Annotated in this window: 7 protein-coding genes; 5 read left to right on the top strand and 2 right to left on the bottom strand. The window is 69.5% G+C overall.

Annotated features, from left to right (window positions below; genetic code table 11):
- Positions 1-88 precede the first annotated feature (88 nt).
- The 5 genes from APR04_RS27535 (at position 89) to mobF (ending at position 11,953) form a co-directional block, all read left to right on the top strand.
- Positions 89-3,034, top strand: coding sequence for a lantibiotic dehydratase (locus APR04_RS27535; protein WP_253877171.1), 2,946 nt, complete (start codon positions 89-91; stop codon positions 3,032-3,034).
- Positions 3,031-4,278 carry a lanthionine synthetase C family protein gene (locus APR04_RS27530; protein WP_253877169.1) on the top strand — a complete coding sequence of 416 codons (1,248 nt, stop codon included), beginning with the start codon at positions 3,031-3,033 and terminating at the stop codon, positions 4,276-4,278. The genes APR04_RS27535 and APR04_RS27530 overlap by 4 nt, the downstream gene beginning before the upstream one ends.
- Complete coding sequence (locus tag APR04_RS27525; protein ID WP_253877167.1) at positions 4,251-5,129, top strand: thiopeptide-type bacteriocin biosynthesis protein; 879 nt, start codon at positions 4,251-4,253, stop codon at positions 5,127-5,129. The genes APR04_RS27530 and APR04_RS27525 overlap by 28 nt, the downstream gene beginning before the upstream one ends.
- On the top strand, positions 5,126-6,259 hold the full coding sequence (locus tag APR04_RS27520) for a hypothetical protein (RefSeq protein ID WP_253877165.1): 1,134 nt from the start codon (positions 5,126-5,128) through the stop codon (positions 6,257-6,259). Before APR04_RS27525 ends, APR04_RS27520 begins: the two co-directional genes overlap by 4 nt.
- Before the next feature lie 396 nt (positions 6,260-6,655).
- Complete coding sequence (gene mobF, locus APR04_RS27515) at positions 6,656-11,953, top strand: MobF family relaxase (protein ID WP_253877262.1); 5,298 nt, start codon at positions 6,656-6,658, stop codon at positions 11,951-11,953.
- 8 nt (positions 11,954-11,961) lie between these two features.
- On the opposite strand, the gene APR04_RS27510 is transcribed toward mobF, so the two are convergent.
- Positions 11,962-12,243 (bottom strand): hypothetical protein, encoded by a 282-nt coding sequence (locus tag APR04_RS27510; RefSeq protein ID WP_253877163.1) that lies wholly within the window; start codon positions 12,241-12,243, stop codon positions 11,962-11,964.
- 27 nt (positions 12,244-12,270) lie between these two features.
- Positions 12,271-12,448 (bottom strand): YnfA family protein (locus APR04_RS27505; RefSeq protein WP_253877260.1); only part of this gene is annotated, 178 nt, incomplete at its 5' end.

The raw sequence follows: 12,448 nt of genomic DNA, 5'->3' as shown, positions 1-12,448 counted from the left end.
GTTCAAGGCAATTGACGCCGCGTTCATTCGGATCGGAACCTGTTCAGCACCTTCTGCCCCACCTACCAGCGGCGGCCCGGGCGCCGACGTGCGTGCGTGGCTGACCAGCGCATGGCGGGAGTCCTTCGCTGCGGCGATCGAGCTGGCCAGCCCGTCCTTGGCGGCGCAGACACGCAAGGTCCTGGATGACCCCCTCGCCACCGCCGGCGACCTGGACCGCGTCGCACGGGCTCTCGGTCGGTACGCGCGACGAGCGGCCAGCCGTGTCACGCCCTTCGGATTGTTTGCCGGGGTCGCACCGGTCGCGTTCGGGCCGACGACGAAGGTGCGACTCGGCCAGGAGCACACTGCTTGCCCCCGCCCGGACGGCCAATGGGTGGCTGACGTCGTGGGCCGCCTGGAGTCCGATCCGACCGTCCTGCAGGGCCTGTCGGTCGTGGCGAACGAGCTTGCCTTCGTCCGTGACGGCCGCCTGGTCCTCGACCACCGACCCGACGGCGGAAACTCTCGTCACCCGAACCTCACCGAAGTCTCTGTCGCGCTCACCGAACCAGTGCTGCACACCATGGTGTGCGCGCGAGGACCCATTCGGTTCGCCGACCTCGCCCAGGCGGCCGTCGGTACTTTCCCTGACGCTCAGCGTGCGGACGCAGAGCGCATGATCACGGCCTTGGTCGAGCGCGGGTTCCTAGTGACGAGCCTGCGGCCGAGCCCGGCCGCAACCAATCCGGTTGCCCACATCGCGGGAGAGCTCGACGAGTCCAGACTGCAACCGCTGGTGGCTGAGGTGCGGAACCTGGCCGAACGGTTCCAGATCGCTCCCGCCGTCGCGTCAGGTGGCTCCTGGCGTGAGCTGGCCGAGCGGATGCGCACGATCCAGCCTCACGAACGACCGGTCGGAGTCGACACGCTGGCCGACGTCGACCTCATGATCCCGACACCGGTGATCGAGGAAGCTGAGCGCACCGCCGACCTGCTGATGCGCTTGGCACCGGAGCCGGACGGCCGAGGCGAGTGGCGTGATTACCACTCCCGGTTCTTGGAGCGGTACGGCCCGCACGCTGTGGTGCCGCTGCTCGAGCTCCTCGGGGACACCGGCCTGGGCTACCCGGCTACCTTCCGCGGCACTCGCCTGCCCGCACCGCGGCACGAGTCGACCCGAGATCGCGATGGCATCCTCGCGGCCCTCGCACAGCGAGCCGCCCTGGAACGACAGGTGGAGATCGACCTGGACGACGCCCTGATCGAGCGGGTCGCGTCGCAGCCGCCGCGCGTAGCACAGGCGCACACCGAGCTGCGGTTCGAGGTCCAGGCCGCCACTGCCGAACAGGTCGACGCCGGCGACTTCACGCTCGTGGTCGCCGGAGCCGCACGCGCGGCCGGGACTACCACCGGACGCTTCTGGCACCTCCGCGAAGAGGCTTCCATCGACCAGATCCGGGACGCCTACCGGTCCCTGCCGACGTCCACCCGCGATGCCCTGGTGGCACAGGTCGTGGTGCGCTCACTGAACGTCCGCGCCGAGAACGTCTCGGCCAGCCCCATGGTCCTGCCCTACGTCATCTGCCCCGACGGTGTGACGCCACCCGGTACGGAACCGATCCGGCTCGACGACCTGGCCGTCACGGCGGACCGAGAGGGCCTGACCCTGATCTGGACGAGCCGTGGCGTGTCGGTGGAGCCGGTCACGTTCACCGCGATCGAGCTGACCCAGGCCGCGCACCCCCTGATGCGATTCCTCTGCGAGATCCCGACAGCGCGGGCCGCTGCGTGCACTGCCTTCGACTGGGGCACTGCTGCCGCGCTGCCGTTCCTGCCGCGCGCGCGGCGGGGGCACACCGTCCTGTCGCCGGCCCGCTGGATCGTGACGACGGACGACGTCGGGGGCACGGGGGCCGATGGCGTTCATGCGTCCTTGGACTCGTGGCGCGATCGGATGATGGTGCCGTCCGGTGTGCTGCTGGTCGACATGGACCGCCGGCTTCGTCTCCATCTCGACGACGCCGCCGACCGCACCCTCCTCCTCGAACACCTGGCGCAGAACGACACCGCCGTCCTGCACGAAGCACCGCCACCCGGAGCGCTCGGCTGGATCGACGACCGCCCCCACGAGCTGGTGATCCCACTCGGCTCGCACACGCCGACCCGCTCACTCAACGTGCGTCCCGCACTCGCTGCCAGCGGCACGTCCACCACCGCACCGCACATGCCGCTGGCCGGGGACTGGCTCTACGCCAAGGTCTACGGCCACCCCGACAAGATCGACCCCGTCCTGATCGACCACCTGCCCAGGCTGCTGGACGGCCTCGGGGCCGGGACGCGGTGGTGGTACCTGCCCTACACAGACCCGGACCCGCACCTGCGCCTGCGCATCGAAATCACCGAACACACCGCCGAACACGTGGCCCACCAGACCGGCCGGTGGGCGCAGTCCCTGCGAGACCAGGGCCTTATGAGCCATCTCGTGCTGGATACCTACCAGCCCGAGACCGGCCGGTTCGGCACCGGAACGACGCTCGCAGCAGCCGAACGGTTCTTCGCCGCAGACTCGGCCGCCGCTCGGCTGCAACGCGCGGCCACCATCGATGCTCCGCTCGCGGTGCGCAAGGCCATGACCGCCGCGAGCCTGGTCGGCATCGCCGCAGTCCTGGTCGGCGAGCCCGATGCGGCCGTCGCCTGGTTGCTGGCGAAGATCCCGAGAACACCATCCGAACCTCCTGAGCGCACAACGCGCGCTCGCGCGATCACCTGGACTCGTCATGTCCTCGACGAGTACTCGGAGCCGGACGATCCACAACGCGATCCCCAGATCGCAGAGGCATGGCAGGCACGACACTCCGCCCTGACGGAGTACCGGTCAGCGCTCCTCGGCCTGGGTACCGACCCTGCTGCCTGGATTCCTGACCTCTTCCACCTGCACGTCATCCGCATGCTCGGCCTCCTGCCTGGCGCCGAAGGGGAATGCCTGCACCTGGCGCGCGCAGGGGCCCTGGCCTGGAACGCCCGCAGGCTTCACGAAGGGAGCTGCGCATGACTAACCCGGACACCATTCAGACCCAGTCGATCACCAGAGCTGCGGAGGATCTGGTCGGCGAGATCGCCCAGCGGCTCACCGACCCGGCGCGGTACCAGCACGGCAACGGACGCGCCCGGAGGCAGTCGCTCGGGGGCGGCGCGATAGGGATTGCTCTGCTGCATATCGAGCGCGCCCGCACGGGGCACGGCGACTGGGCCACCGTCCACGCCTGGCTGCGCGAAGCGGCCCGCGAGCCTCTCAGCGCCGGAGTGAACGCCGGGCTGTTCTACGGGACACCAGCTCTCGCCCTGGCGCTGCACACCGCAGCAGACGAGACAGAGTTCTCCAGCAGCCTGTCCCGTCTGGACCGAGCGGTCGCCACGGTCATCCGCCAGCGCCTCGGCCAGGCGCGCGCTCGGTTGCGGTCGAGATTGACACCGCCGATGGGGGAATACGACCTCATCCGCGGCCTGGCCGGCCTGGGCGCGTACCACCTGCGTCGCCATCCCGACGATGATCTGACCATCGAGGTCCTGGACTACCTGGTCCGGCTCACAGACACGCTCCCAGGGCACGAGGATCTACCTGGGTGGTGGACGCACACCGCGCCCACCAAAGAGACCGCGGGCACCGCCCGATTCGCCGACGGGCATGCCAACCTCAGCATGTCCCACGGCAGCGCCGCGGTCTTGGCCGTACTCGCCTCCGCGCTGCGCCAGGGTGTGCGGGTCCGCGACCACGAGGCTGCGATCGGGCGGATCTGCTCTTGGTACGACACCTTGGAGCAGCACGACGAGACAGGCACCTGGTGGCCGAGCATCCTGACGCCGGCCCAAGTCCGCGGCCACGAGCCGCCATCACCGCGGCAACGTGCGTCGTGGTGCTACGGCACGCTCGGCATCGCCCGCGCACTCCAGCTCGTCGCACTCGCGACTGGCGACGAGCAACGACTCCTGTGCGCCGAGAGCGCGCTCCTGAACGAGGTCCGCAGCGAGCAGAGCCTGGCCACCCTGACCGATGTCGGCCTGTGTCACGGCCTGGCCGGCGTCCTGCAAACCGCCTGGCGCGCGAGCGTCGACGCCGCCACACCCGACCTCGCCAACGAGGTAGTACGTCTTACCCGAGCTGTCGTCGAGCAGACCGATTCGCTCACCGAGCAGACCGAGTTCCTTGACGGTCTCGCGGGTGTCGCGCTCGCACTGCACACCGTCACGACAGGGCACCGGGAGGCGCAGTGGGACACCTGCCTGCTCCTGAACTGACCACGAACACCATCGACACGGTCGACCTCGACCCGGTCCCGACCGACGATGCATCGGTCGAGTGGCGGCAGGCCAACATCCGCTTTAGCGATCCGGCCACCGTCGAAATGACTGCGGTGACCGTGCTCTCGCCTCTGGTGGACTTCGGCGGCGGAAGGTGGTTCTTCGTCCGTAAGGCGCCGTACTGGCGGGTCCGTCTCCACGCCGACCTCGCCGGGGCAGCCCACTTGGGCGAAGCACTCGACAAGCTCCGCATCCGCAGGCTGATCCACGACTGGACATGGTCCGTCTACGAGCCGGAGACCCGCGCGTTCGGCGGTACGGCAGGGATGCAGGTGGCGCACACACTCTTCGTCAGCGACACCGCCCACGTGCTGGCCTACCTCGCCCACCGGCAGGCCCGGCCGACCGGCCCTGACCAACGTGAACAGGTCTCGATCCTGCTGGCAGCGCTGCTACACCGAGCCGCCGGCCTGGACTGGTACGAACAGGGCGACGTCTGGGAACGCATTGCCCACCACCGCGCCACGGCCACCACACCGACCGCCGATGACGTCACCGCGACACGACGGCTACTGACCGTGGACACCGCACGCCTCGTCGAGAACAACGAAGCGCTCACCTGGCTCGCCCCCTGGGCTGCCGCCTACACGGCCACCGGGGATCGACTCCGCGAGCACAGCCAGCGCGGGGAACTCACCCGAGGCATCCGCGCAGTCCTGGCCCATCACGCGCTGTTCGCCTGGAACCGCATCGGCCTTGACTCCCAGGCCCAGGCGCACATCGCGCACACCGCTGCCGCCGCCGTGTTCGACGACGGACCCCACAGTCGGACAGGAGTCACGTCATGACCACAACCAAGATCAGCCTGACCACGTTCGCCCACTGGTTCCCGCTCGTCCCTCGCCCACGCCCCGTCGCGCTACCGGTCGCTGACCGCATCGCCGCCCTCCGAAACGGTGCAGAACGAGCCGGCCAAGACGACGGCGACCTCGCCGCAGCCACCGCCGTACTGAACAGAGCGGCCCTGCTGCTGAGTGACACCGGGCACCCCGACTATGCCCGCGATTTGTGCTGGCGGCAGTTCGAGATCTTCCGCGAGCACGCGCCGCTGCCCGGAACACCCGCGACCTGGGCGCTGCAGCCCGTGGTCAACATCGCTCGCCTGCACATCCGAAACGGACAAGGCGAGCAAGCCCACACCGTCTTGCGCACCCTCCACGAGGCTGCGATACAACCCGGCGTAGTTGTCATCGACGGCGTACCCATCGACCTGGATCAGCTCGCCGTACCCGACGCTGCGGCAGAGATCGCGCGGTTCACCTGGACCACCCTGCTCGCAGACGGCACCCGAGCCCTGACCAGCATCGGCCGCTGGGCCGACGCCACCGCCTATGCAGAGCAGCACCACGGCATCGGCGAACGACTTTTCGACGGCCGACAGGCCGCGATCCTCGCCCAGCTCGATGCTGGCAGTCCCGACCAAGCATTCAGTCTCTTGGACGACACCCACATCGAGGAACTCTGGGAGTATGCGGTAGCAGCTTGCCTGCGCAGCGTCTGCCTCGCGATCACCGGGCGGCCAGTGAGCCTGAATCTCGGTGACGTGGTCCGTCTCATCAGCGCGCTCGACGCGGCACAGGCACTGATCGTCTTCCGTGTCCGGGTGGTCCTGCTCTTGCTCCAGCACACGACGGCTCGACCGGGTCAGCTCGCGGAAATCATCGAAGGCCTCGTCGCACAGGCCGACGGCTACACCGCGCGCGATCTCCTCACGGCTGACGGCATCATCGTGAGCCTGACAGACGGCAATCGGCGGGCACTAACCGCCGTCGTGGACGAATCGGTGACACAGGAAGTGCTGTCACTGGACGGTGTGGAGCAGATCATGGGCGCCGTGCACACCGCGGAGCAGACCTTGGACGAGCTGCTGGGGCGGGCCCCAGTAGGAGCACGCGCGCCGCAGCCCGCCAAGGTCTGAGTCGGGTAGTGCTCGTCGTGTAGCAGTTGAGCCAGGAGGTCGCCATCCCCGTTCGGGGTCGGCGGCCTCTTTGCATGCCCCGGGGGGCGGACGCGGTTCGCCGGGGGGACCCAACCTCGCGTCTCTTCCCGCCCCGGCCCACCGAGCCCGTTCCTGTCACTCGTTCGCATCCCGTCCCGACGCTGCCGAGCCCACGCGACCCGTTCCGCCCGCCGCACACCGGCGTCGTGCTCGCCGCGTCTCGCCAACGCGACCGGCCGGACCCGGCGTCGCGCACCCGGGCACCGGTCCTCCCTTGGCGAAGGAAACACACCTAATGCACAACGCTGTGAGCGGCCCGTGCCAACCCGAGTTGACCCGCTCCCAGCCGTGACCGGGAGGTGGTGGGGGGACGTGATGACGGCCCATGTGCTCAGCGCGGGTGGCGGGTACACGTACCTGACGCAGCAGGTCGCGTCGGGCGACGTGCCGCGTGGCAGGGGCATGTCGCTGACGGACTACTACATGCAGCACGGCAACCCACCCGGGCAATGGGTCGGGTCGGGGCTGGACCAGCTCGGGGTCTCGGGCCAGGTGCTCGAGAAGCAGATGAAGTCTCTGTTCGGGCAGGGGCGGCACCCGGACGCGGACCGGCTCGAGGTCGAGGCGCTGGCCCGCGGATTGTCGAAGCAGGATGCGGAGCGCACCGGTCGGCTGGGGCGAGCGTTCCCGCATTTCAAGGCCCGGCCCGACGACGGCTACACAGCGGCGCTTGAGGCAGCGTTCGCTGCGTTCGCTGCCGAGAGCGATCGCCCGCCGGAGGCGGGGATCGAGCGGGACCTGATCCGCTGGAACGTCGCCCGTTCTCTCGCGCAGCAGGAGCACACCGACAAGGGCCCTTCGGGCGAGCTGTCGGACAAGGACGTCGCCACGTGGTTGGCCAAGCGCGGGCAGCAGCCCCGCAAGGCGGTCGCGGGGTATGACCTGGTGTTCACGCCGGCGAAGTCGATCAGCGTGTTGTGGGGTCTGGGTGATGCGGCCACGCGGGAGGCGATCACGAAGGTGCATACCCAGGCTTGGCGGGACACGCTGGCGTGGATCGAGGCTGAGGGCGCGCTCACCCGTGGCGGTGCCGGTGGGGTGCGGCAGATCGACACCTACGGATTGACCGCCGTGGCGTTCGACCACCTGGACTCCCGCGCCGGGGACCCGAACCTGCACACCCACGTCGCGGTCTCCACCAAGGTCCTCGGCGTGGACGGGATCTGGCGTGCCCTGGACGGGCGGGTGCTGCTGGCGCTCAAGGTGGCGGCGTCGGAGCGGTACAACACCCGCATCGAGCAGCTCCTGGTCGAGCGTCTCGGCGTCGCGTTCCACACCGAGACCCGGGGCCGGGGCAAGCAAGGTGTTCGCGAGATCGTTGGCATCCCCAAGGCGCTGCGGGACGTGTTCTCCCGGCGGCGCGCGGCGATCCAGGAGTCCTACGAAACTCTCCGGGCTGAGTACCGCGCCAAGTACGGGCACGAGCCGGGCACGAAGACCGCGTACGGGTTGGCGCAGCAGGCCAACCTGGACACTCGGCAGGGCAAGGGCGCTCCCGTCGGGCTACGTCATCGGCTCCCGCAGTGGGCCCAGATGGCAGCCACGGTCTTGGGCGGGCCGGAGGCGGTGGCGCGGATGCTCGCGCGCGCGCTCAACCCCCGTCCGGGCACGGGGCAGGTCGTGGTCGACGGGATCAAGGATCTGTGGCCTGCCGTCGCCCAGGACCTCGCCGGGCGAGGGACCACCCGGTGGGCGGTTCAGGACGTCAGGGACGCGGTGGAGCGGCTCGCGGCGGTATGGCCGCGCGCGCAGGTCTTCCGGCAGTTGCGGTGGCGCACACCAACCGGTCGCCAGAGCGTCCTTGCGGACCTGGCCGTGCAGGTGCTGGCCCAGGGTGACCTGGTGGACGCCTGTCTGACGAACGTGGCTGGTAGGCGGGCGACGTGGACGACCTACCACCTGCAGGCCGAGGCCACCCGCCTCGCCCGGGAGCACGCCCCGAAGGGAACCGACCTGCTCGCGTTGGCCGCAACGATCTCCGCGCACGCCGTCGACGTCAGCCTCGTGATCACTCCCCCGGACCTGAACGAGCCGCCGGACGTGATGCGTCGCAAGGACGGCGAGTCGGTCTACTTCGTGCACGGCTCGACCAGGTACACGTCCCTCGCGGTCCTGGAAGCTGAAGATCAGCTCCTGGCTGCGACCCGCACCCTCGGTGGCCTGATCATCGAGCCCAACGCAGTCGAGCGGGCCATCGAGCGAGTACGGGCGGAGACCGGTCGAGTCTTGAACCCGGGGCAGCGGGAGCTGGTGACGCACTTCGCGGCCAGCACTGTCCTGGCGGCGGGGATCGGCCCTGCCGGGACCGGGAAGACCACGGCGATGCGTGCCCTGGCCGCCGCCGTCCAGAACGCGGGCGGCAAGCTCATCGCGCTCGCGCCGTCGGCCGCCGCAGCGGAAGTCCTCGGTGCCGACCTCGGCGACCCCGGGATCACCGCGGAGACGCTGGACATGTTCCTCCTGGCCAACCAGGGCGCCGGAGGGCAACGTCTCCGGGAACGGCTCACGGTCGAAGAAGGCACTGTCGTGCTGGTCGACGAAGCCAGCCTGGCCGGCACCCTCGCCCTCGCGCAGGTCCTGGCCATCACCCGGGCTGCCGGCGGCAGCGTCCGGCTGCTCGGGGACCCCGCCCAGCTCGGCGCCGTCGCCGCAGGCGGTGCGCTCCGACTGCTCGCGGAGCAGGCGGGCGCGGCCGAGCTGACGCAGATCCACCGGTTCCACACCACCGGAGAGGCCGAGGCCTCCCTCCAGCTCCGCGACGGGGACCACCGGGGTCTGGACTTCTACGTCACCCAGCACCGCACCCAGGGCGGCAGCGCGGCGGCGATGGCGGAGGAGATGTTCGCGAACTGGCAGACCGACTCCGACCACGGCCGCAAGACGATCATGATCGCCGCGACGAACGATCTGGTCACCAACCTGTCTGCCCGCGCCCGCCTGCACCGCGTCGCCCGCGGCGAGGTCGAGGAGAACGGCGTCACGCTGCACGACGAGACCCGTGCCGGGATCGGGGACGTGATCGTGACCCGGCTGAACAACCGGCACCTACGCGCCGAGCATGACGACGGGCACATCGACTGGGGTCGGGACTGGGTAAAGAACGGTGACCTGTGGCGCGTCATCGCCCGGGGCCGTGACGGGGCCTTGCAGGCCCGGCACCTGGAAACGGGTGCAACCGTGGTGCTCCCGGCCGACTACGTCGCCGCGCATGTCGAGCTCGGATACGCAGCGACGATCCACCGGGTGCAGGGCATGACCGTCGACACCAGCCACGCGATGGTCGGAGTCGGTATGAACCGCAACGAGCTCTACACCGCGACCACCCGCGGCAGGGACTCGAACCGGATGTACGTCGAGACCGACGACGTCCTCGACCTGGACCCGCATCGTCAGCCGGACCAGGAGCGTGCGGTTCTGAACGCGCTCAAGGGCGTCCTGGATCGTGACGGGGAGGAGAAGTCCGCCTCCCGGGTGATCGAGGAGGAGTGGGGCTACGCGCACTCCCTGGCTCGTCTGGTGCCGGAGTACGAGGACGCCTATCTCGCGTTTCTCGAACCGGACCGTGCCGGTCGCCTGGGACAGGCCGTGCGGTCGGTTCTGCCTGAGCCGATGGCCGACCTGGTGCTAGCGGACGAGGTATGGCCTGCGCTGGTTAAGCGGTTGTCCCAGCACGAAGCGGCGGGTACTGATGCTGCGATCGTCGTGCGACGGGCGGTCGAGGGCGGGTTCCAGGGTGCCCGGTCGGTCGCGAAGGTCCTGCACCACCGCGTCGGCGTGCCCCGACCCCGCGACCTGGACGGGCGGGGGTTGCCGGCCTGGATCACCACCTCACCTGACGCCACCGATGACCTCGCGTTGAGCAGCGCGTTGCTGCCCGGCGCGTGTCTGCCACATGCCGACCAACCCACCCCTGGAGGGCCGGACGAGCTGTCGATTGGGCAGGGCGAGAGTGCGGCCGAGATCGCCACGCGCACTCGATACGGTGAGCCGCCCGCGCCGGTCGACCCGAAAGCGCGGGCGCTGGCGGTCGAGATCAACGAGCACGCGTGGACTTGGTGGACAGGACAAAGCGTCACGCAACCCTGGGCACGCCATTACATGGCTGACCGTGGCCTGACAGAAGCCGAGTGGGGTGCTGCCCCGGCGTCCTGGACCGGGCTGAGCGACCACTTGCAGACGCTCGGCTACACCCTCGACGAGCTCATCGACGCGGGGGTCGCGACCAGGACCAGGAACGGGAGGCTGATCGACCGGTTCCGCAACCGGATCATCTTCCCCGTCCGCGACCAGGCCGGCGCTGTCGTCGGCGTCACCGCCCGCATCAACCCCAACGCCGCCGACGAACGCACACCGAAGTACCTCAACACCCCCGAGACCGTCGCCTACCGCAAGAGCGAGCTCCTGCTCGGCCTCGACCCCGAAGCCATCACCCGCCTGGCTGCTGGAGCGCGCCCGGTCTTGGTCGAGGGTGCCACCGATCAAGCGGCCCTCCACCTGGCCGCCTCAGCGCTGACCGAGCGCACGGGTATCGAGATCGTGCCGGTGGCCGCGTGCGGCACCGGCATCACCGAGCAGCACCTCCAAGCCCTGCGGGACGCCAGCGGACGCGACCTTCGCGACCTGATCGTGGCTCTAGACGCTGACAACGCCGGACGCACCGCCGCCGCTCGCGCGTGGGACATGCTTACCCCCGACGAAGCAGCCCACGCCCGGGCACTGGACATGCCGACCGGGACCGACCCCGCCCAAGCCGCCACCGGCGACCCTGACGCGCTGGTCACGCTCCTGGTCGAGGCAATCCCACTGGCGTGGTTCGCGATGGAACCGAACCTGCAACACATCCGGTCCCTGGATCACTTCGAACGACAGATCCCGCTCCTGCGAGCCCTGGTCGACCATCTGCACGGTCGTGTTGAACTCACTCACTGGCCGGCCCTGATCGACCATGTTGCCCAGAGCGTCGGCAGCATCACCGGCGCCAGCGCCCACGTACGGCTGGACGCCGGTGACGTGTGGCGGACCATGGTCGAGCACTACGCCGACCACCTCCTGGACCACGCGCAGGCTGACGTCGGACCGGAGCACGACCTAACGACCAAGGAGGTCGGCATGGCAACGACCGACCGAACGCAGGTCAGAAAGGACCCGGAGGTGCAGGACTGGCTCGTTCGGCATACTGAACTGATCGCGGCCCGTCTGGACCGCCTGGTCGAACACGCGGTTGCTGATCCGGAACTGTGGATGGAGACGATCACGCCACCACCATCGGACCGCGCGGCACGCGAGACGTGGACCGCGGCATTACGACAGGTGCTCGCCTACCGCGACCGCTATCAGGTCTCCAGTTCCACCGACGCACTGGGGCCGATGGTCGAAGGCGAGCGTGGAGACGCGCATCTGATTGCCATCCGGGCGTTGCAGACCATCACCCAGGCCGATCACGTCAAGACCGCCCTGGCGGCGAGGCGCGGTCCACGGCCGATGGAGCGCGTCCCGGTCGTCCTGAAGGAGGCACGAGCCGAGGGCGAGCGCAGGCTCCGTGAAGCCGACGAACGTGCCCGACACGACCAAGCCAACCGAGAACGTGATCCCGCGGCCAGCCATGGCTGGTAGCCGCGTGGTCAGGCCGTGAGGGCGGCTGTGATCTGATCATGGGTGGGTAGGTCCAGTCGACAGCATGTCGCCGTAGCGACCGGTCGACCGGTGGCGACGTCCAACCCGTCGATCACCAGGGTCGGGGAGGGGTGGTCGCCGACGACGACCTGCGCGTCCACCTGGATGCTGGTCTCGGCTTCCGCGTTCCGGATCCGGCCGAGCAGCTCGCCGACCAGCGGGCAGTCCGGGACTTGCAGCACTCGTACCTGTCGTGGGGCCAGCTGCGAGGTGCGGTCACTGTGGGGCACAAGGGCTTCCTGGGGTGTGACGTGGTCTCAGGAGGGGCGTGGGGCGTACATGATCACGGCGACGCCGACGAGGCAGACCAGGGCGCCGATCACGTCGTAGCGGTCCGGCTTGAAGCCGTCCATCACCATGCCCCACGCCAGGGATCCGGCGACGAAGATCCCGCCGTAGGCGGCCAGGATGCGGCCGAAGTTGGCGTCGGGCTGG

It is taken from the genome of Promicromonospora umidemergens (genome assembly GCF_024171995.1).
GTDB classification, from domain to species: Bacteria; Actinomycetota; Actinomycetes; order Actinomycetales; family Cellulomonadaceae; genus Promicromonospora; species Promicromonospora umidemergens.
The sequence above is the reverse complement of the archived record's forward strand: the minus strand, read 5'-3'. Positions and strand labels throughout refer to the sequence as shown.